This window comes from Pseudoalteromonas sp. 23_GOM-1509m (assembly GCF_000518425.1).
GTDB lineage: Bacteria > Pseudomonadota > Gammaproteobacteria > Enterobacterales > Alteromonadaceae > Pseudoalteromonas > Pseudoalteromonas tetraodonis.
The window spans coordinates 202,387-225,287 of sequence record NZ_JADO01000011.1 but is presented as its reverse complement, the minus strand read 5'-3'; the positions used below and the strand labels follow the sequence as shown (position 1 = coordinate 225,287).

Genomic DNA, 22,901 nt, shown 5'->3' with positions numbered 1-22,901 from the left:
CAGATCCCCAAGCAATAACTTTCTCATCGTTGTTGAACTTTGCTTCATGAAAACGACGTAACAGTGCCGGAATAACATGAGAGTTTTCAGGGTGAAAGTTATCGTTTTCACCATATAAATTCGTTGGCATTACCGAGCGGTAATTACGACCATATTGGCGGTTATAAGACTCACACATCTTTATACCTGCAATTTTAGCTATTGCGTAAGGTTCATTTGTCGGCTCTAAGGTATCTGTTAATAAAGCGCTTTCAGACATTGGCTGTTTGGCTAACTTAGGGTAAATACATGAAGAACCTAAAAACAATAAATTTTGAACACCTGCCATGTGAGCACTGTGAATAATATTATTCTGAATAGTCAAGTTTTCATAAATAAACTCCGCTGGATAAGTATTATTAGCAATAATCCCCCCCACTTTTGCTGCAGCTAAATAAACCTGATCAATCTTTTCTGTTTTAAAAAAAAACTCGACACCAACTTGGGAAAGTAAATTTAACTCATCTCGAGATCTAGTTACAACTTCACAATCATCTAACAGCTCTAACTGACGGACAATAGCAGAACCGACCATACCTAGATGGCCTGCAACAAAAATTCTTTTCATTTTAAACCTTAGTTAAAAGTATAAAGACATAGATCTGAAGGCGAAATAAGCTAGCTCTCAAAACGGCAATGGACAGGTCAATTATCAATCTACTTAATTTAAGTTGAGTAATTCATCTAAATATTAAATTGCCACAAAGCAATTATTCAAAATAATGAACTATTTTAGAACAGTTATTAGTATGATTTTAGATAAAAAACCATCGACTAAATCAGTTTGCCAATCAAATTATGCTCAATCACATCGAATTTATGATTAATACTGAAATATGTTTTTTGGTAATTTATGACAAGTTATTAATTTTACAAAAATATTATTATATAAACAAATGTACTTAAATACAGTGCCAATAAGTTTGTAAGAAAATTTAAGCTTTATTCCAATCGAAGTATCAAAGGGAGGCCACAAAAAATACATACACTAGTACTATCTCAAGTAGCCTCTATAATTAACAATACTTCAGCTTTGCTTCTCAACTGACACTGCAACATTGTGACCATGAGCTTTGAGCAGAGCGTGCTGCTGAGCTTTACTCAAATCATTTTTAACCATCTCTGCACACATTTCCTCTACAGTGATCTGCGGTTGCCAACCTAATTTTTCTTTTGCTTTAGTCGGATCACCGAGTAACGTTTCAACCTCTGCAGGTCTGAAGTATCGTGTATCAACTTTAACAATAACATCACCAACACTAAGAGCTGGCGCATTACTACCTTCAATAGACTTAACAGTCGCTACTTCATCAACTCCTTCACCACTAAATTCAAGCTCAATACCTACCTCTTTAGCTGAGAGTGATACAAACTCACGCACTGATATTTGTTTACCCGTTGCAATAACAAAATCATCAGCTTCTTCTTGCTGTAACATCATCCACTGCATGCGAACATAATCCTTTGCATGACCCCAATCTCTCAAAGCATCCATGTTACCTAAGTATAAACAACTTTCTAAACCTTGAGCAATATTAGCAATGCCACGAGTGATTTTACGTGTTACAAAAGTCTCTCCGCGTCTAGGAGACTCATGGTTAAACAAAATACCATTACATGCATACATACCATAAGACTCACGATAATTCACTACAATCCAATAAGCATACATTTTAGCCACGGCATATGGGGAGCGCGGATGAAAAGGAGTTGTCTCCTTTTGAGGAATCTCTTGTACTTCACCGTATAATTCTGAAGTTGACGCTTGGTAGAATTTAGTTTTTCTCTCAAGCCCCAAAAAACGAATAGCTTCAAGTAAGCGTAAAGTACCCATGGCATCTACATCTGCTGTATATTCTGGGCACTCAAACGAAACTGCAACATGCGACTGCGCAGCCAAGTTATAAACTTCATCCGGCTGAACATCCTTGATAATTCGAGTCAGATTTGAAGAATCAGTTAAATCTCCATAATGTAAAAAGAAACGAGGATTATCATCATGACTATCTTGATATATATGGTCAACCCGCTCTGTATTTAAAGAAGATGCACGACGTTTTATACCATGTACTTCATACCCTTTTTCTAATAACAACTCAGCTAGGTAAGAACCGTCCTGTCCAGTTATACCTGTAATCAAAGCAACTTTCATAACAACCTCGAAATTAAAACCTTTCCCGTGTAAACATTAATATTTGTCTTTTTACAACCTGAACATAATAATCAAAAGTTGCAAAAATTACATTTCGCCCACTTTTAATTTGAATACTTTTCACCTCTTTCCAAGATTTATAGATATTAATGCCTGTCGCGCCACCAGTATCGAAATACGTCAATTCAACATCTAAATATAAAAATTTTAATTTCTTCTTATACGCTTTTAAAGTAATACTATAATCTGCGGCATATTTATATGATAAATCAAACAAGCCAAGCATTATATAACTATCACGTTTCATGAACATACTTGGATGGAATAAAACCATTTTTCGGCCGATAAGATGCAATGATTTAGGCTTAGATACTTTATAAGGATGACGAGTATTTTCGTCAAGCCTATATATATTAGAGTAAACAACATCAAAATCATCGTACTTATTAGATTTAAAAGCGTGCAGAATATTGAGGAAAGTCTTTTGACAATAGTAGTCATCGCTATTTAAAAAAGCTACCCATTTACCACTACAAGCGTTTAAACCTTTGTTCATAGCATCATAAATACCTGAGTCAGGTTCGCTTACAAATATATCAATTATAGATTTATACTTATTAATAATCTCTAAGGTATTATCTGTGGACCCTCCGTCAATGACAATATACTCGATTGAATCATCTTTAACTTTTGAGATAGACTCAAAAGTATCTTCTAATGTCAAAGATGAATTGTAACAAACGGTAACAATAGATATAACCTTCAAAAATACCAACCTATATTAGTTATCAACTTTATTTATTAAGATATAAATAAAGAAAAAATAAAAAAGAGAAACATAATGCCCACTGAAAAATGGCAACATAATAAAAAATGAAAAGTATAACAAATTATCACGCCTAAGGTATGAAAAAACAAAACAAAAAAAAGCCAAGAGGCCTACAAACCCGAACATACTTAGTAAAACAGCGTAGCCATTATTAAGCTCGTAGGTTGGTTCTCCACTATATATATAAAAATACTTAAAATCATCGTGAAAGTTTTGTATATAGATTCTAGGATCACCAACACCGAATAAGATTTCTAATAAAGACGCATGATTAAAAACATGTTGAACAAACTCAACAGGTGCATAAAACCTTAAGAGTGTACTTTGGCTTATATTACCTTCCAATGTAGAATTCACTCTCTGTGTCAGTAAATTATCAGGAAACATAATAAAGAACACATAATAAACTACACACCCAACGAGAAACCCATAAAAAATAGTCGATAGCTTAAACTTAGATAAAAAGTATATTAATAAAGGTAATAAAACTAAAAATACACCGCTACCAGAAAAGCTAAGTAGTATAAAAAGTAGATTTAATAACTTCCAAGGGCTAAAAAAGCTTACCGAAGGCCTCGAATGTAAATAAACAAACGCAAAGGCAGAAAAAATAGCTAAAAAGGAAGGCTCGAAAAAAATTGATTTAAATCTAAAAAAACCAGATGAAAAAACAAAGAAAACCTCAGTGAATATTGGGTGTACAGATAATATAACACAAAGGAGGTTTACTACCGTTAAAGCTTTTACTAAGAGCAGTAGCCTGCTTCTATTTAATGGATCATAGAATGCCAAAGTTAAAATAAAGATAAAATAAAAATTTATAACAAACTGAGGATTTACAAATTCAATATTAAAGAAGTACTGAAGTAGGGAAATCAATACAAAAATAAAACAAAGCAAATACACTCTGAAATCATTTGTCAATAAAGCACGTTTTGAAATAAATAGGTATAATAAAATTCCAAAAAAAAATATAAGCAGGAGTTTAACATTAAAAAAAATAGCATTAAGGAAAATCAAGTCAAGTACAAACATTTTAATACTCAATTTCTCTTATAAATCTGATAGGGTTACCTGCCCAAACTTGATTTTTAGGGATACTCTTTGAAACTACAGAACCGGCTCCAATAACAGAGTTCTCACCAATCGTAACACCTTTTAAAACTATACTGTTCGCCCCAATAAAAGCCCCATTAGAAATAACAATAGGCTGTTTAAGTCCCATATCTGATTTCATCAATCTAACAGATAAGTCCAATGAATGAAAATCAGTATCATACAACTTACAACCTGAACCTATCATCACATTATCACCAATGACAATGGATTCTCTACTGTAAATAACTGAATTTGAAATGCCAGTGTTATTTCCTATAACAACTTCAGCTGATTCATGGATGACTAAAATAGTTCTTGAATCACCAGTTACAGGGTTAGACTGTAAGCTCGAGTTAATGGTAACTTGATTAGCAATAATTAACTTCCCTCTACCTCTTATAAAAATCTTTCCATTAATTTTAAAATCTGCCCCTATTTCTACATTATAAAACTTTAAAATCAGTAAATTAGTTAAATAGAAGTAGAGAGTCAGAATATTTATTAGTGGACGAATTAGTATTTTTTTTACATACTTCATATTATTTTACCTAAAAGCCTAGTAAATAGGACAGAGAGTAACTCTTTTGTACTTATTGGATGGTTATAATAAAGAATGTTTTTATTTGAGGCTGAAATTGAATGTTCTGTTGCATTTACTTTTGATAACATAAAAATATCTTTTTTATCATTTGACGCTCCATCGACAACTTGCATAATTAAGTTTAAATCATGAGGCCAAAAAACTTTGTTATATACAGCCAAAGGCTCGCTTGAATACTTTTTAGTACTTATTACGAATTCAGATTTTATTTTAGAGAAGTCTTTCGAACCATATAAATCCACTTCAAACTCTAAATGTTTTAATTCCGGTTTAAAAGACTTAATAACTTCAGGTAGAAGCTCAAAATAAGAGTCATATATTGAATTTGTTCTCTCTCGAGTAGAAAAACGATTTACCTTTTCTCCTACAACCAAGTTTACCATATAAGTAGTGTCAGATTTCTTCACATTCGTTCCGACATCACTAAAGTTAGTACTATAACTACAACGAGGATATATAAAATACTTATTTTTTTGCAATAAGTACAAATTGAAATACTTAAGCCATGAGGACTCAGGCCATTTATTAATATAATCAGATAGTAAAGAAAAATCTTTAGCTTGAGTCTTATCTAGGTACCAACTTTTAAATTGCAGCCATTGGTTTGAAGTCCATATTTGCCCCCATGAAGAGGCAAACATTAACCAAAAAACATCATAACCATCAGCCAAAGGTTCAAACCTTTTTTTGCAATTAACATTAACTTGATGACAGTATAACGAAATACCTCCAATATTTTCATCATCAGAATAGAACGAAACGCTTTCCTGTGCATATTGATAAAAATAAGGGGAGACAATCAAATCATCCTCGAGCATTATAATGGTACCGTAATCCGAAGTTAGGTCACCACATTTTATGACGTGCTTTCTTAAACCCAAATTAGTCTTATTATTTAAAACTATTTTATCGCCAAACTCCCAGGTGAAATTGTTAGCAACAGCGTTCACGTTGCTATTTTCAAGCGCACAAAAATCTATACTTATTATGAGTGTTACATCAGATTTATATAAAGCTTTACTCAAAGAAACCAATAATCGTTTTAATGACTCTGGCCTGTTATAGGCTACAACTACAATGGCAGGATTAGTCATTTGATACTCGTTCTAATTCATCTAAAAAACTGTGTGGTTTAGAAAACAATACTGCATTAGTCTCAATGAACTTATAGCTAAAATTCCACCATTCCAAATCCAACAACCTCTGAATTAAGCTTTGTTCAAATCGCATGCGAAGACATCTAGAGGGGGAGCCAACATTTATTGAGTATGGTTCAACATTTTTAGTTACTAGAGAGTTAGCACCTATAATAGAACCATCCCCAATAGTAACACCTTCCATAATTCTAACCCCTTGACCTATCCAAACATCATTTCCGATCTCTACGCTAAAGCAACTTTCATTCGCTAAGGTGTATTCTGTAAATTCAGTATCAGTAACAAAACTAAAACCAGCTTGCTTCTGGTTAGAATAAAAGCATGGGTGTGTACTAATGAATTCGTTTACTGGGTGCTTACCATAAACAATCTGAACATCAGGTGCTATTGAACAAAAGCGGCCTATATTAACTTTATTCAAAATACAGTTCCAAGCAATATATGTTCCCCTACCAATGTGGCTAGAATAAATACTCGTATTGCTGTAGATTTTAACGTGATCTTCAATTTTTGTTCTTTTGTTTAACTTAACATTTTTTTGAATACTTATAGATTTATTCTTACTTCTTTTTAGCTGCAGTAAGAGTAAATTTCTTAAATAGGATATTAATGGACGCATATTAAAACTCATTAACTTTCAAAAACAACTTGTCGCTTACTTTACCATTGAACAAATCTTTATTAGATTTAATTTTAGTAATGTCCCAATCCCACCATTTTAAACATTCCAAAAAGTCAATATGTTGTTCTGAAAATCTATATTTAATAACCTTCGCGGGATTACCAACAGCAATAGCATATCTTGGAATACTTTTAGTAACGACAGCACCAGCACCAACTACGCAACCACGACCTAAAGTCAAGTTCGGAAGAATAACAGAATTTGAACCAATCCAAACATCTTCCTCAATAACTATTGAGCCACTAGACTGTGTGTCTAAATCTATCCCTGTATTAAATATATTCCTACTCATAAAGTACGAAGATATTTTATCTAACCTGTGTGAGGAATCTTGAATTACAACATTCTGACCAATAGAAGAAAATGCACCAATTGTTATTTCAGACTTAATCTGACTGATCACTGTGCCAGGTCCAAAAATCGAAACAAAGCGACCTAACTTAACCCCTCCATAAATTCTGGCGTCACTAAGTTTACAGCCAAGAGAAAGCTGAGCATTTGAAGCGTAACTATTTCGTATATAAACCTTCTCTGAAGGGTCATTTTTTCCAAATTTAGAATATTTAATATCTGATCTAAAATCTATATCAATGCCATTTATGTTCATTAATAGATTTTTGACTATCCGCTTAATAGTCTTTAAAACATAAATCATTTTGAAAAGTACCTTGAAAAATACATTATAAAAAATTTTACTGATTGAAAGAAAGTGTCACCTTTAAATAGCTTATAATTCTTTATGTAAAAGATCGGGAATACAAGAATTGAATATATACCAAATACTCTCTTCAGACACAGAGCACGTGAACGAATTGTAGCATGAGATATATTTTGACCAGAAGAATCATCCGGATGAGAACATATAAACTCTGGAACAAATCTTATTTTGTTACCAGCCTTCAATAGCTTAGAAAGATAAACAGCCTCATCACCTAATGGAGTTCTAGTACCCGCACCCATATCTTCGTCAAAACGAAATTTTCTACAATGGTTTTTTATCGATATTTCAATGGTTCCTATTGATAATATTGATGTTAAACCTAGTATTTTACTATTTTTAGAAAATAATTTTCTTTCACAACCAAACTCATTACTGATTTTGAATGTTAATACTGACTCGCTATATTTTAAATGATTATCGACTAATATATTGTAAAAGTTATCATTTAACTTAACATCATCATCACAAAAGTAAATGATATCAGCCTCTGTATGTTGAAGTAACTCATTTCTACTCTTAGTGACTCCAATACTGTTCATGTAAATAATTTCAACATCTTTTCTAGACGCAAACAATGAGGAGTCCCCCTCCCCTTGGTGTCCAATTAAATATCTAACATTAGCATTATATGGCAATAATACGGCTTGAATCTGTTTAAATCTTTCACCATATGTTGAAATTAATACATCAATTGTTTTGGCTTTCAATCTAACTTCCTTTATGAATTCGAAACATCACGCAAAATGCGTAAGTGTATAGCAAAAAAGTTAACGAAGAAAACAAAACAAGCCCAACATAGATATTATCTATAAGTACTGCAAGTGTATAAGATGCAATCGAAATTACACAAAAATTAAATTTAACTTTAAAAAGCACATTAGATTTTCGAAAAATAACAAATGAAGAAAGCAGTGGAGATACGACTATAAGAACAAAGATGTATGGTGCCAATGAAATTAAATAATAATATACATCTGAATATTGTGAGCCAAACAAAGCATTGATAACACTGCCTGAAATAAAATACAAAGATAATATCGCAGCGATTCCAATTATGAATAATATTTTGAAAAATTTAATAAATATATTTTTAGTTTCATGGTTATTCTTTGTTAATTTACTAATCTCACTAACAAACATTTGAGAAAAAACTTTAGTTATAATACTAATTGGGCTTACCGCAATCCTGAGAGATATGGAATAAAATGCAGATACCGAACTTGAAAAGAAATGGCCTAATACAATGACTGGTAGTCTTAAAGCGATCACACCAAATAATTCCGAAGTCATTTTGAATTTTGGGAGTTCTTTATAACAATTCATAAATTTAAATATTTCAGTAAGCTCAAGTTTAAAAAGATATTTTATGAACATATAGCTGTTAAGCCTTAAATACAAAAAGAAAACAGAACAAGATATAAAACTAGTAACTAAAATGTTAATTGTAAAAATCTGAACTGCATCAACTTCATTAAAATTTAAAGAGTATACATATAAAGATAAAGGCAGTATTGGAGAAACAAATAGTTCAACTAGTGACATCATCTCTAATCGACCTAAAGATATTACGTACGTTACTGAAAAAACTTTAACAGACGCAAATAATGAACCGAGGAATAACAAGAGCGAAATAAAAAAACTTCCAAAGTATAAAGTTGAAACTCCAAAGACTACTAACCCAACCACTATTGCAATATATACAATAGAAGTAAAAATTATTTTATATTTTTCTTTATTTTCTTCAATATAAATAGCCTGCTCATAAAACCCCGTCGATATAACTGATACTATTGATATTATCGATAAGTAAATCATATATTGTCCAAGAGCATCTGGCGGGATAACTCTTGCCACAACAGTAAAACCAGCTAAAGAAATTATTTGAGTGGCAATATTTATAAGGGTAATTTTTGAAACTTTTTTAAACATAACATTTAAGCACGGGCATATGTATCAGTAACTAATTCTGTTTGATATAATTCAAATAAATTGTCTATAAGAGCTGCAGATTCAGAATCTAATTCACCTCCAGACTGAATTGCTTTTTTGCAATCATTTAAGACTTTTAATATGGGAAATCGAATCCCTAAACTTTCTATTGTTTTTATATACACAGCTCTTTGTACATCATGCTCTTTTGTTGATACATCAAAATTTTCACAGCTACATATGAAATCTAATAGTGATGAATTAGACGTAATTTTCTTTACTTGAGGGACAACGTCAAAAGGTACATTACCATATATCGCCGTCGGCTTATCTAACATCAGTGCTTCAAAAGATGTGGTACCAGATAATGTCACAACTCCCTTTGATTTATAAATCCAAGGTTTTGGATCATTATAATAGTCTAACCTTACTAATTTTACATTAGTACACTTGATTATCTCTTTATAGAAGCTTATTGGCCGTTCACCAATCATTGCCCCGTGCTCTTTAATGTATAATTTCCAACCGACAGGAAGGACCTTTGATAACTGTTGTATTACAGATAATTCATTCGGATAAAAAGGTGACTTATTTAATGTTGTTGATTCAGGAATTAAATGCAAAGGGAAATATATATATTTATCAGAATCAATGGGAGTTGAAAATAACGTATTATATTTACTTAATAAGTAACGCTCTCTGATAAACCACAACATGAAAAAAAATGCTGATTTAAAAGGGTTCGCTAATAATTTTGATCGTTTAAACTTAAACCAAGACGGTAATCTTGTTATCACAAATTTAACATGCTTCAGCATTGACTTAAAATCGTGTAACAACGGCTTTGATTTATTTTTACTTGTATTGTTATTTTTATAATCAGGAGACTGAATAACATTTTTTTCTAAAAATTCATTAGCTTTTTTTAGATATTTTTTCTCTACTGGCAGGGATAAAAGCTGATTATACTTTTCAACGATATAGTTATCTGTAACACGACCTAAATTAAACGTAAGTAAAACTATATCATTAAACCTACTAAACTCTAAAGAAGCATAAGGAACTTTATGTACTTTTGAAACCTGTAATAATATACTGCGTCCTATTTCTGCAATATCAAAATCACAAATTTTCTCATAACGTCCGCTCTCAATTAAATTAATAATGAATTTGAATAGCAATTGGATGTAATAAAGTTTCTCTGACTCAGCCCACTGCTCAAAAAAGAACCTGTAATGATATTGAGTTGTGAACAACTGTGAACTAATTTGAAGTAAGCTAATAGGTAAATCTTTACAATATTTATTTTCAATATAACCTAAATATTCTAAGTCTATTAGTGACTCACATTTGCTTTTATTTTTAATGAATTCTTCAACTACACTCCTTATCGTTATTATGGTGCAATTTTTATTTCTTGCTTTAAACAAAGTAAGAGACTCATCTTCATAAACAGACTCTGACGAATGAATAAATAGCGCATCAACGTCGTAACCTATATTTAAGTACTTATCACATAAGAAGTTCATGGGATAAGCATAGGATTCTTTGCACACTAACAAAACTCGTTTTTTATTCAATTTTTATATTCCATCTATTAGAAAGATCTGAAGCAATAAATTTAAATAACAAAATACTTATTAAAAAAAATGTAATGAAACATATAATCATATACCTTACACTTAATTCTTCACTCTCAACTGGAGAGGTCGGATAGTCAACTATCTCTATAATTGTTAAAAGTTCATGCTTTAACAGCGCAAAGTTACTCTGAGATCTACTTAGTTGCTTTTTCACTTCAGAGTCTATTTTTTTAAATTTAATATTCTCTAAATTAGAGTTCACCTTTTTACGTGACTCTATTAATTTTAATTTATAATAACTTATAAACTGATTAATAAAGTCAGTTAGAATGCTAGAAGCATATTTCGGTGAAGAAAATTTAAAAGCTATTTTAATTTGATGATTTTCTTTTTCAACTTTTATCATTGATTTAAAGTTTTTTAATGCAATAGAGTCTATTTTCTCGCTAGTAGCTGAACTGTAAAGACCTACCCACTTTTTATTATCCACATCATATAAATTTTGATTATAAACAATCGATTCTCCCTCTGAAGTAACTTTTACACCTTTTATTGCTATCAACTTGTTTTGTAAATGATTATTACGGATAAAATTAAGAATATAATCATTTGATTGCAGCATGCCATATATCAAGTCAATGTTTTCAATTCCATACCCATAAAGAGTGCTGTCTTTAAAATCTGACACATAAAGCTTAACTTCACTTTTGTAAGTAAAGTTAAGATCCTCAAGGTATGAATATACGAAAAGTGAATACACAAAAAAATAGATTAAAAAAAAATATTTCATTTAATATTAAATTCAAACATATCTTTATTAAGCGCGGTTCCACGTTTAATGTTTACTTTTGCAGTGCAGCCAATTATTGATTCATAATATTTAGGAGCTAAACCAAAACCAGGACGAATGCTACGTATATTTTCAGTTGTAAACTCTTCACCTGCTTTTATGTCTTTTATTACATACAAAGAGCGTCGAAACTTAACATTCCCTTTTTCAGCTTCGGTCCGCTCATAACTCACCTTACCCAAAGCTTGCCAAGCTGTTTTAGTATCTTTACACAACGCAGTTAACTCGTGTGGTTCTAGAGAGAAACTATCATCAGCACCACCACCATTTCGATCCATTGTTACATGTTTTTCTATCAAACATGCGCCTAAAGCAACAGAGGTAACTGCAGTAGCGTTATCGATAGTATGATCCGAAAGACCTGATAATACCTCAAACCGATCAGCAATATCAGCAATAGTCTTCAAATTATATTGTTCTGCGGGAGCAGGATAGCCACTTACACAATGAAGTACGACTAGTTCAGTACACCCATTATCTCTTGCTGTTTTTATTGCCTCAGCAATTTCTTCTTCATTGGCCATCCCTGTAGAAATAATCATTGGTTTACCCGTTTTAGCCACACGCTTAATCAAAGGTAAATCAACTACTTCAAATGACGCAATTTTGTAGGCAGGAGCATCTAGTGACTCTAATAAATCAACGGCAGTAAAATCAAAAGGAGAACTAAAAATAGTGATACCGAGCTCTTTGGCTTTCGCAAATAAAGACTCGTGCCATTCCCATGGCATATGAGCGCCCTTGTAAAGGTTATAAAGAGTTTGCCCATCCCATAGACCACCATAGATTTGAAACTCTTCAGAGTCGCAATCCATAGTGATTGTTTCATGAGTATAAGTTTGCAGTTTAATAGCATCAGCCCCTGATTTCTTAGCTTCCTCCATTATTTGGAAAGCACGGTTGATGTCGCCATTATGGTTTGCTGATAGTTCAGCAATAATATAAGGAGCGTAGCCAGGACCTATTTTGCGTCCGTCAATTGAAATGTATGGTTTCATCTAAATCTCATTAAATTGGGTTACGAATAAACTTTTCAGAACTTTTCTGTACATAGTTAGCTTTTCTAAAAAGCTTCTGAGAGGCTTTGTTACATTCTAATACAGTTGCATGAAATGTGAATTCAGGATGTATAACATCAACTATTTTTAGCGCTTTGGTTGCGACTCCTAAACCGTAGGACTCAGGAGCTACAAAGATTGACACTAAGTAGTTTTTAGGCTCTATTTTATCTAATCGTAATACTCCTAATTTTTCCCCCGTTTTCTTATCTACAACAAGGTAAAAATAATCACTTGTAGATACAAGCTTACTTTGCATCCACCTTTGGTGCTCTTCCCATGTAGGAACATCTGCATTTAATGCGAATTCACGAGTTTTAGGGTGACACTGCCAATCGTAAACGGTTTTTATGTCATCATCACTGGCAAAAACAAGTTTTAGGCTAAAGTAATTATCGAGTTTAACAAGCTGTTGTATCTCTAACACTAACTTTTTAACTCCCAGACCATCGCATAATTTTAAATTCGAAACATGTAGCTCATCCCACTTATTGATAACCTGATGGTAAGTAGGCAATAAATAGGCTTCAATATCCTCTTGACAAACTTTCAAGATAGCATTGTTGAGAATTAATTGATTACAAACCATTTCTTGATTATCTGCCAATGGAACCAAAATACTTGGCAAACCAAGGCAAGCTCTCTCCCAACTAGTTGTTCCAGGTGCTCCAATAGCAACATCATGCTTTAACATTAAGCCAGCCATATCAGCTTCAAAGTCTTTATGTAAAACATTACTTTGTTTGTTACACCAAGACTTAACCAACTGATAATGCGGCGCTCTTGGACTAAGTAAAACTGTAAAATTGGCATTAATTTTACCTACGAGGCTTTTTAAGGCTCGTAAGGTTACATTTTGGTTGTCAATTCCACCCATAGAAATGAGAACCTTGGGTCTATCGCTGGGTGAAGAACGCCTGAAAGCGAACTTCCTCAATAAAGAAAAATTGGGCGCTAACATAGCATACTCACTACCAGCCAACACAAGACAATCTGCATTGTACTCATTAGGCTTTCGACCAAGAGTTTGATCAACTATTAAATCAGCTTCATGATCTCGTACAAGGTCATCAATAGAAACTAAAAAGCAACCCATAATTTTCCGAACCAACTTTTGCCACGTTTTACCAATGGCATAATGATCAGTGATCACTAGGTCTGCTCTACCTATCATTTGAATGAAGTCCTCCGCGTCAGCAAGACTAGAGCGATGAAGCCACGCTTCATACTCAGCATCACTCTGAGGATTAAAAACTTCATTAGGCATATTTAGCTTTATTACAGCAAACCCACGCTCTTCAATGTAAGAGATCATATCTCCTTGCTGAGGTAAGCAAGCGAACAAAACGGAATAATTAAGATCGCTTAATGCATCAGCTAAAACCAAGCAACGCATTATATGTCCGCTACCTATAGACCGCGACGCATCAGCTCTAATAACAACTTGCATCACCAAATAGTCCATCCGCCATCTACGGCAATATCAGCTCCATTTACGAACGAACTAGCACTACTCGCTAAGAATATCACAGGGCCTTTTAATTCAGCAGCTAAGCCTACCCTGTTTAAAGGTACCTTTTTAACCAAGGACTCAATAAACTCAGAATCATTAGTACATAGATTGGGGAAAGGGCCTGGTGATATAGAATTGAATCGAATACCTTCTCTACCAAATTCACATGCACCGTACTTAGTCCATTGAATTAAAGCTGCTTTTGCCACGCCATAAAATGGAGGGTTAGTGCCTTCAGCTGAACTATAAAGCCTTAAATCAGGGCTAACTTTACCGTACATGGACGCAATATTAATGACGGATGCATAACCACACTCTTTTACAGCTGCTCTTAAATATGGCAATGAGTGCTGAAACAAATAATGGGCAGATTCAAGAGTAATTGAATAAGCAAATGTATATTGCTTAGCTGTTGATGTCTCGATAGTGCCTCCTGCCCCGGTATATGCATTATTGATAATGACATGTAATTTACCCGTGTAACCTGTAAAGAATGCGTCAACTTGGTTTTTTAAAGTTACATCAAATACTGCCAACTCAGCACTAAAACCTTTTTGAGTTAGTTGTTCGACAAGTTTCTGTGCTTTTTTCTTCGAGCGAGAGTTAACTAGAACATTAGCTCCAGACTCAGCTAACCCAAAGCATATTTCTCGCCCCAAATGACCAGCTGCTCCTGTAACTAGCACTGACTTGCCTTGAAGGCTAAATAAACAATCTCTCACCGGCTTAACTCCACATTGCTGGGTTTAATGTTTTTAGGCTAATTTCAAACGGCATTTTTAATTTATTATTTAGCATAGTTGATGGAACCTCTAGAGACATAACTTGAATATTATTCGCAAGCTGCTCTTTACTTTCACACCCAAGAACTAAACCATCAACCCAGCTCTGTGAGCATGCATGTTTTATACACAACTCATAGATAGAGGAGCAACCAAATCTAGTCGCAGTATCTGCAAGCCATTTGATTACTTCTTCATAGTTTTCGACATGTGCTTTGAGCCAAATATTAGGATTATCGGACAATAATAACCCTTGGAGGAAAACACTTCTCACATGAATGGTAAGGTTTCGTTTATTTTTTTCTGATAAAATTCTATCCACATAGGGTAACCATCGTTCATCTAAAATATTAAATGGCAATTGAATAAAGGATATAGTTGGGTAAGAGAGTGCAACCTCTAGCTCTGACGGGGTTTGCACTGAAACTCCTATTTCTTGAACTAAGCCCGACTTCTGAAAGCGTGTTAATTCTTCCAAAACAGTTCCATTCCATAACTCAATATGCTCAGCTCTATGAAGCATTAAAACATCAATATTATCGACCCCTAAAGCATGACATGAACGAATTACAGAGTTCTGTACAGCAAGCTTTACCAAGTCAAGGTTAGCATCATTACGTAAAAAATTAAAAGGATCTAACTTTGTAATTACCTCGCAGCGATTCACCCACCCCTTTTTAAGCCAATCGCCAATAACATTTTCACTAACACCGTAAGCTCTCGCTGTATCAATTAGAGAAACACCAGAACGAACTGCATGTGATAAAAGGTTATGAGCATCTCTTGTAGTTGGCTGTCCAATGGTATTGTTGATCCCATAATTTAGCCCTAACTGAGCTCCCCCTAGCACTAATTTACTTATCTTTGAATTCGACCTGATTTTGGGGTCCAATTTATTACATAATTCCCAAGCAGTCACCTCAATTGGATCAGCAATACTTTCAAAAAGATTAGCTACTTGCAGATAGTCATCTAGATTATCTATAGTACATCTAAAGCCATTAAAATCCTCATTTAATAGGGGATTATTATAATAGGTACTACCAAACTTTCGTCGGATATACGGTGTAACATGTTCACAATCAAAAGTTGAAGTTGCTTTTTCTAGAGCCTCTCTTAGATGACCCAAACGCATAACCTCTGCAGCAAGTCCATACGGTAAATTAGATTGTTCCCCATTTGCACATATATAATCAACCCCAGTGCCAAAAAACTGTTCGATTACACTTTCTATAAAGTCAGAGTCTGGAAATATATTATCGGCTGTCAAGCGGACAACTAGGGTATTTGCAGGGTAATCACAAAAGGCTTCAACGAACCTTTCTAATACATTTTCTAAATCGCCTCGGAAACAATTAACTGAATATTGTTGGAGAACTGAAGCTAAATAATCATCCGTAGGTTCATTAGAAGTGAGTACGCAAACATCATAACGCCCATTTCGACCAGCTCGTTTAGCCGCCAGCACTGAAAGAGGTACCCCTTTAATCGGCAGGAGTACTTTACCGGGCAACCTACTAGAATTGGTACGGGCTTGAATAGCTACAACTATTGGCGCTTCTGTCATTACCGAAGAATCCTTTCTAATACCGCTTTCACTTGTTCCTGCTGTTCATTAGTCATCGTTGGAAACATTGGTAATGAAATAGCGTTACTGTAATAATTTTCTGCACAAGGAAAGTCACCTAATTTAAAGCCTAGTTTTTGATAATAAGGTTGCAAGTGAACGGGAATGTAATGTAGGTTAACACCTATACCATTTTCTCTAAGTTCATCAAATACTTGTTTATGAGTTTTTGTTATTTCATTTAAATTTAGGCGAATAACATACAAATGTAAGCCCGAGTACGTATTAGGTAACTGATAAGGTAGTACAATTGGCAAGCTCGCAAGCTTATCATTATAACGCTCGGCTAATTTATGGCGTGCAGCTACAAATTCTTCCAAGCGCGAAATTTGCGAAACACCCAATGCAGCTTGCAGCTCAGTCATGCGGTAGTTAAAGCCTAAATCCACTTGCTCATAATACCAACCACCATGCGATGTATTTTCCATTAGTGCTTCATCGCGAGTAATGCCATGACTACGATAAAGTGCCATTTTATTAGCAAGGTCTTTGTTATTCGTTAATGCTGCACCGCCTTCTGCAGTGGTAACAATTTTAACCGGGTGGAAGCTAAATACAGTAATGTCGCTATATTCACATGAACCAATTGGTTGGTCTAAATATCGCCCACCTATTGCATGTGAAGCATCTTCAATGACTTTAAAACCATACTCTATTGACAACGCATGGATTGCCTTCATATCACAAGGCTGACCACATAAATGCACGGCCACTAAGACTTTAGGTAAAGCGTTTTGTTGTTTAGCCTGTGTTAGTTTTTCTTTTAATGCAATTGGGCATAAGTTATAGGTTGCCGGGTTTATATCAACAAAGTCCACTGATGCACCGCAATACAAACCACAGTTAGCGGAAGCTACGAATGTTATAGGTGTTGTCCATAAAATATCACCTTGCCCTAACCCAAGAGCCAAACAGGCAATATGTAAGGCTGATGTGGCGCTATTAACTGCTAGTGCATAATTGGCACCTGTAGCATTAATGAGAGCACTTTCAAACTCAGGAACCTGTGGTCCTTGAGTTAAAAAGTCAGATTTCAGCACTTCAACAACTGCATCAATGTCTTGTTGGTTGATTTCTTGTTTACCGTAAGGGATCATATTTTGCTCATACTGAAAAATTCGGATCAACATGTTCTAAGATCAGCTCGCGCAAGCTTTCAATGCTTTCCCATTCGGTATTTGTACCTGAGTTATATTTAAAACCAAATGGTACTTTCTTTGCCTTATGATGAGACATGAACTCCTCTTCTGTATATGTAAAAGAAACCGAAGGCAATATGGCGTAGTATTCACCTAAATCGATAGTATTCAGTGAATCTGTATCCGTGATCATTTCTTCATGAAGCTTTTCTCCAGGACGAATACCAACCACTTTAGTTTTACAGTCAGGTGCAATTGCTTTTGCTATATCCAAAATTTTATAAGACGGAATCTTAGGCACAAAAATTTCTCCACCGATATGATTCTCAAGTGCGTACATCACCATGTTTACACCATCTTGAAGAGAAATATTAAATCGAGTCATCTCTTCATGTGTTATGGGTAGTAACCCCTCTTTCTTTTTTTCTAAAAAAAATGGGATAACTGAACCTCGAGAGCCCATTACATTACCGTACCGTACAACACTGAAACGAATATCTTTAGAGCCACGAATATTATTAGCCGCAGCAAATAACTTATCTGATGCTAATTTAGTCGCACCGTACAAATTGATCGGAGCACATGCTTTATCCGTCGAAAGAGCTACAACATCATGGACACCACAGGCTAAAGCTGCCTGTATAACGTTTTCCGCTCCATCAATATTTGTACGAATACACTCTGTAGGGTTATATTCAGCTGTGTCAACTTGTTTAATAGCTGCCGCATGGATAATAACATCAACACCTTCACACGCCTGTTTCATTCGATTTTGATCGCGGACGTCACCAATAAAAAATCGTAATTGAGGGAACTCCCTCTGAGGATATTTTTGCTTAATTTCGAACTGTTTGAGTTCGTCTCGAGAATATATAATTATTTTTTTTACTTTAGAATAACGTTCTAAAATTGTTTTAATGAATTGCTTTCCGAATGACCCCGTACCGCCAGTAATTAAAACTGTCTTATTATTTAGCATTTTCTGACCTATAAATTTAAATTGTAAGTTGAGTAATTTTATTTTTAAACTCAGGCTGTAAGGATTGACCAAACAACTTCATCAACATTGAGGTAGCCATCTTTAACTCCCCGATTGTAACTGCTTATTTTTTAAACACATTAAAAGTTTCAGCTAGGCTTTACGTTTAACAGCAAAACGTCTTAGCAATACTATAAGCACACTCAACATACCACCTAGCATGGTTCCTAATATTGAAATAAGCGCACGCTTAGGCTTAAAGGTTTCTTCTGGCACTAAAGCTGGATCAATTGTTTTAAATACATATTCTTCACGAACATTAGCAAACATGATAGTTTTAGCCTGTTCTTCTACAAGTTTATATAAAACAGTGCGTATATCAGCAATTTTAGTTTGTTGTATTTGTTTGGTTAAAAAATCAGTACTTTTATTAGCTTCAAATACATCGCGGTGCCTCATAGTTCTATTTATATCTTCTATTAACCAGTTTACCCATTGCTTTGCTACATAGGGAGATGGATGCTCTATTGATATGGTCAACATTCCTGTTTTTGTATCTACATTTGTGTAAAGAACTTTTTTAAACTCTTTATACGCTTCTTGCATTGATGGCTCCGACTTAAAAGGGGCTTTCATTTTTCGTAGCCATTTATTTTTAGCTTTGTTATAAACCAGTTCATTATAAATAATTGTGTTTGTCTCACGTTCCCATGACTTAACAGCCATTAAATCTGGCAATATATTGTGCTTTTGAATAAATTCACTAGTGAATTTGCGAGACTTTAAAACCTCAAGCGCCATTTGCGTTTTATCAACCCCGCCACTTGAGCCTAAGTTAACCCCAGCTAAACTTGCTAAGCCACCAAACTGACCTGCTAGAGCTCCCAAACCGCCTTGTTGGTCTTGCTCGGCGGGTGCGAGTAACGCCTCTGATTTATAAATGTTTGGCTGGTTTATGGCGTAAAAAACAGATGCAACAGCAAATAAAGTGGTTATGGCAATAATTATCCACTTGCCTTGCCAAATTGCGGTAAATAGTTCGCGTAGGTCTATTTCGTCATCAGCAATGTTGTTTTGCATTGGCATATTTGCTTGATTTAGGTTGTTTGAGTTGTTTTCCATTTAAATCTCATAAGTTCTAGGTTATGGCTTCGGGCTACGAGCTATTGGCTAAGAGCTATTTTTAATGACCGTTATCAATCTGCTTAGCATCTTTGCAATTACCTCACATTCCTCAAGGATATAACCTGCTTTTAAGCTATTTATATATCCTAATTCTGAAGCAATCATTACTTGTGTTTTTAATTCGCCTATGGAGCCTTTAGCTATCCATAAAAAACGAGCTTTTTCTTTTTCAAAGCCTCTTTCCATCCCCTCTGCAATATTGCTAGGTACAGAAACAGAGCATCTGCACATTTGATCTTTTAGACCATAATCCTGGAGCTGCTGAAAATTTTTATAAATCAATAAACTTAGCTTAAAAGCTCTTTGCAAAACTTCTAGGTTTTCATATTTCATTTTTAACTCTAAAGTAATACTTTAAAGTTAAAATGTAGCAGGTTTTAACACCTTTACTGTTAGCTAAGCTCCAGTTAGTAGCTATATACAGCATCGGCCGTGAGCTTCGAGCTCTAGGCCCATAGCCCATAGCCATGTGCTCCAAGCTTTCCTCGCACCTACATTATATTAAATACCGCTTATGGCTGCTACTGCTACACCTAGTTGATATAGAATCTGTGTTGCGGTGCTCCAAAGCGTTAGCTTATCCATATGGCCAGCATCCAGTGGGACAACAATGGTATCGCCAGGTTCAAGTTGATTTGAGTTATTAACAGCAAACCAGTTGCCGGTATTTGGTATTTTTACTGAGCCGTTGGCTTTTATAATGTAAATACGGTCATCAGCAGCGCGCTCTTTTAAGCCACCGCTTAGGTCTATGTATTCGTCTACGCTTATACCTGCTTTATATAGATGCGAGGTAGAGTAGTTAACCTCACCTATTACACTGATTGAGTCGCGTTCACTCGGTACATAAAGTACATCGCCATCTTGCAGTACTAAGTTTTGCTGATTGTTAACAATAAGCGGTAAATCTATAACTAAACGGCCTACGGCATCAACGTTAGCAAGGTCCTTCAAAAGCTTATTCATTTCATCGTAAGTAAGCGTGTTGCTACTTACTGAACTTTGAAAGCTTTTTGATGCTATATCTCGACGAAGCTCGGTAGATAAACGCGCTAGCTGTTGTTGCTCTTGCTTTTTAATCGACTGACGAGTAAATACAGCGGCATTGGTTGCAGCAAACTCAGAAAAGCCACCGGCGCGCTTTAATAAGTTACTTAAGGTTTCACCGCGGCGAATAGTATAGGTGCCCGGAAATTTAAGCTCACCTTTAAGCTCTACTTTTAAGTTTTCTTGCCAATTTGGTATAGCAAATATATTTACGCTGTCTTTACTTTGTAATGAAATATTAGATGCCGTTTTACCTTGCATAGCACTTTTTAAATCAAACTTAATATGCTCAATGTTTGATACATCGTTATTGGCAATTCTTGTTACTTCAGCTTGTTGTGTGTAAGCCGATTCTAACAGGCCGCCCGCCGCAGTAATTAGGTCTTTTACTTCACCGCCTTCCATTAACGGGTAAATGCCTGGGTACATTACACTGCCGCTAATTTCCACTATTTGCATCGCCTGCATTACACCGGCCTGCTGCTCTAACTTAGCAATTACCGGTTTAAGTAAATTATGGCGGCTAAACAACGCATAACTTTTAGCATCTTCTTCTTGTTCTTTAAGCTTTTTCTCAAGCATTTCCGCCATGCTTAAATTTGGATTTACCTCTTCAAACTCTGACTTTTTAACCGCCACACCAACGTATTTTTCAAACTCTTTTTGTTGGTATTCATGCCAAAGCTCTGCTTTGCGTTGTTGATCTTGCTGCTCTTTAGTTAACGCTAAATTTGCAAGCGCTATATCTTCTAAAGTTTTTTCTTCAAAACGACTGAATACAATAATTTTATCGTTAGGGTTAAGTTGTAAGTTGTTCTCAGTATTTTTTGTAATGGCTTTTGCTAAATCAAACTGATGAATTTCAATATCACCATTTACGTTGGTTTCGCGCACTACTAGCGCATAATCTAAATCGGCCTGTGGTAGTAAGTCACCACGTACTGAGCCTAATATGTCTGAAATACGTTTACCCTTGTACCACTGGTAATTACCTGGGCGTACTACAGCACCAATTAAACTAATTGAAGTTTGGTATTGCTCACCAATGGCACTAAAACGAATACGATCGCCATCTTTTGGAATGTAGTTAACTTGCTCTTTGCTAAAATCTACCGAAAGCACTTCTTTATGTTGGTTATTAAAACGTTCAACTATCACGCTTTTAGCGTAAGCATTTGGCTTGATGCCGCCCGCCATTTTTAATAATTGTTCTGCCGTTTCGCCTTTTTTAAGCTCAAAAATAGCAGGGCGTTTTACTAAACCATCAACGGTTACTTGCTCGCCAACCGACGGTATAAATACCACGTCACCCGGTTTTAAAATAATATCGTTGCTGCTATCACCGCGAATAAGTAAGTTGTATAAATCAAAGTTAGTAACAACCTTACCACCGCGTTTTACTTGAATATTGCGCAGTGAGGCAATATCAGACACGCCACCACTTACAAATAATGCATGCGACACTGTAGTCAATGACGACACACTATAACTACCTGGCTTATAGGCCTCACCTAAAACCAAAATACGAATACTGCGAAGTTTACCAAGCGATACAAACGCTTTAACACCTATAATCTCTTGTTCAACTTTTACTTTTATTAACTCTTTAACTTCAGCAAAGGTTAAACCAGCTACCTGAACAGGACTTAAGTCGGGAATGTTAATACGTCCTTCCCTATCAACGATGACTTCGTAGCTTGCGCTTTCTTTACCGTAAAAGTTGATTAATAGCTGATCGCCACGCCCCACTAAATACGTATCGGGTACTGCAGCATTTTCGTTGGGCATGAATGTGGTGGGTTCGCCGGCAAATAAGTCATAACCGAATGGTTTTACCGTGTTATCTTCAGGCTTAAAGCGTTCTTCATCTGTAAAAGCTTGTTCGTCGGCGGTATTACGCTCACCTACTGTGGGTTTATCTTGTTCGTTA

The 22,901-nt window shown here is 34.9% G+C and carries 19 protein-coding genes and 1 pseudogene; all 20 read right to left on the bottom strand.

The genetic code is table 11. From position 1 onward, the window contains the following. Nucleotides 1–607: NAD-dependent epimerase/dehydratase family protein (locus N523_RS0105730; protein ID WP_028835961.1), on the bottom strand; the 607-nt coding region annotated here is incomplete at its 3' end. 459 nt (nucleotides 608–1,066) lie between these two features. Continuing rightward, entirely contained in the window at nucleotides 1,067–2,191 is a 1,125-nt protein-coding gene (gene gmd / locus N523_RS0105725) for a GDP-mannose 4,6-dehydratase (protein WP_028834558.1), read from the bottom strand. Between the two features lie 13 nt (nucleotides 2,192–2,204). Continuing rightward, entirely contained in the window at nucleotides 2,205–2,957 is a 753-nt protein-coding gene (locus N523_RS18945; RefSeq protein WP_036949921.1) for a glycosyltransferase family 2 protein, read from the bottom strand. Nucleotides 2,958–4,056: 1,099 nt separating this feature from the next. Next, entirely contained in the window at nucleotides 4,057–4,656 is a 600-nt protein-coding gene (locus tag N523_RS19635; RefSeq protein WP_028834556.1) for an acyltransferase, read from the bottom strand. Beyond that, nucleotides 4,653–5,813 (bottom strand): hypothetical protein, encoded by a 1,161-nt coding sequence (locus tag N523_RS18940; protein WP_051440312.1) that lies wholly within the window; start codon nucleotides 5,811–5,813, stop codon nucleotides 4,653–4,655. The genes N523_RS19635 and N523_RS18940 overlap by 4 nt, the downstream gene beginning before the upstream one ends. Continuing rightward, on the bottom strand, nucleotides 5,806–6,495 hold the full coding sequence (locus N523_RS18935; protein WP_197019865.1) for a CatB-related O-acetyltransferase: 690 nt from the start codon (nucleotides 6,493–6,495) through the stop codon (nucleotides 5,806–5,808). The genes N523_RS18940 and N523_RS18935 overlap by 8 nt, the downstream gene beginning before the upstream one ends. Nucleotide 6,496: 1 nt before the next feature. Further along, nucleotides 6,497–7,213, bottom strand: coding sequence for a CatB-related O-acetyltransferase (locus N523_RS19690; RefSeq protein WP_051440310.1), 717 nt, complete (start codon nucleotides 7,211–7,213; stop codon nucleotides 6,497–6,499). Continuing rightward, a complete protein-coding gene (locus N523_RS0105690; protein ID WP_028834555.1) occupies nucleotides 7,210–7,986 on the bottom strand; it encodes a glycosyltransferase family 2 protein in 777 nt (258 codons plus the stop codon). Before N523_RS0105690 ends, N523_RS19690 begins: the two co-directional genes overlap by 4 nt. Nucleotide 7,987: 1 nt before the next feature. After that, entirely contained in the window at nucleotides 7,988–9,208 is a 1,221-nt protein-coding gene (locus N523_RS0105685) for an oligosaccharide flippase family protein (protein ID WP_028834554.1), read from the bottom strand. Nucleotides 9,209–9,213: 5 nt separating this feature from the next. Next, entirely contained in the window at nucleotides 9,214–10,788 is a 1,575-nt protein-coding gene (locus N523_RS0105680; RefSeq protein ID WP_028835959.1) for a hypothetical protein, read from the bottom strand. Then, nucleotides 10,781–11,479: a hypothetical protein gene (locus tag N523_RS0105675; RefSeq protein WP_155949126.1), complete on the bottom strand. Its 699-nt coding sequence runs from the start codon at nucleotides 11,477–11,479 to the stop codon at nucleotides 10,781–10,783. Before N523_RS0105675 ends, N523_RS0105680 begins: the two co-directional genes overlap by 8 nt. Nucleotides 11,480–11,577: 98 nt before the next feature. Beyond that, nucleotides 11,578–12,639, bottom strand: coding sequence for a pseudaminic acid synthase (gene pseI / locus N523_RS0105670; RefSeq protein ID WP_028834551.1), 1,062 nt, complete (start codon nucleotides 12,637–12,639; stop codon nucleotides 11,578–11,580). 10 nt (nucleotides 12,640–12,649) lie between these two features. Next, nucleotides 12,650–14,149, bottom strand: a complete 1,500-nt coding sequence (gene pseG / locus N523_RS0105665; RefSeq protein WP_028834550.1) for a UDP-2,4-diacetamido-2,4,6-trideoxy-beta-L-altropyranose hydrolase — start codon at nucleotides 14,147–14,149, stop codon at nucleotides 12,650–12,652. After that, the gene (locus tag N523_RS0105660) at nucleotides 14,149–14,934 is read right to left on the bottom strand and encodes an SDR family NAD(P)-dependent oxidoreductase (protein ID WP_028834549.1); all 786 of its coding nucleotides are present in this window, start codon (nucleotides 14,932–14,934) and stop codon (nucleotides 14,149–14,151) included. Before N523_RS0105660 ends, pseG begins: the two co-directional genes overlap by 1 nt. Nucleotides 14,935–14,938: 4 nt before the next feature. Then, nucleotides 14,939–16,561: an aldo/keto reductase gene (locus N523_RS19205; RefSeq protein WP_051440309.1), complete on the bottom strand. Its 1,623-nt coding sequence runs from the start codon at nucleotides 16,559–16,561 to the stop codon at nucleotides 14,939–14,941. Beyond that, nucleotides 16,561–17,718, bottom strand: coding sequence for a UDP-4-amino-4,6-dideoxy-N-acetyl-beta-L-altrosamine transaminase (gene pseC, locus N523_RS0105650; RefSeq protein ID WP_028834548.1), 1,158 nt, complete (start codon nucleotides 17,716–17,718; stop codon nucleotides 16,561–16,563). The genes N523_RS19205 and pseC overlap by 1 nt, the downstream gene beginning before the upstream one ends. Before the next feature lie 7 nt (nucleotides 17,719–17,725). Continuing rightward, the gene (pseB, locus tag N523_RS0105645) at nucleotides 17,726–18,739 is read right to left on the bottom strand and encodes a UDP-N-acetylglucosamine 4,6-dehydratase (inverting) (RefSeq protein WP_028834547.1); all 1,014 of its coding nucleotides are present in this window, start codon (nucleotides 18,737–18,739) and stop codon (nucleotides 17,726–17,728) included. Between the two features lie 153 nt (nucleotides 18,740–18,892). Next, nucleotides 18,893–19,861 (bottom strand): Wzz/FepE/Etk N-terminal domain-containing protein, encoded by a 969-nt coding sequence (locus N523_RS0105640; protein WP_028834546.1) that lies wholly within the window; start codon nucleotides 19,859–19,861, stop codon nucleotides 18,893–18,895. 48 nt (nucleotides 19,862–19,909) lie between these two features. After that, entirely contained in the window at nucleotides 19,910–20,257 is a 348-nt protein-coding gene (locus tag N523_RS0105635; protein WP_028834545.1) for a four helix bundle protein, read from the bottom strand. Between the two features lie 168 nt (nucleotides 20,258–20,425). Further along, nucleotides 20,426–22,846, bottom strand: a pseudogene (locus N523_RS0105625) (SLBB domain-containing protein); the annotation flags it as partial. Nucleotides 22,847–22,901 lie beyond the last annotated feature (55 nt).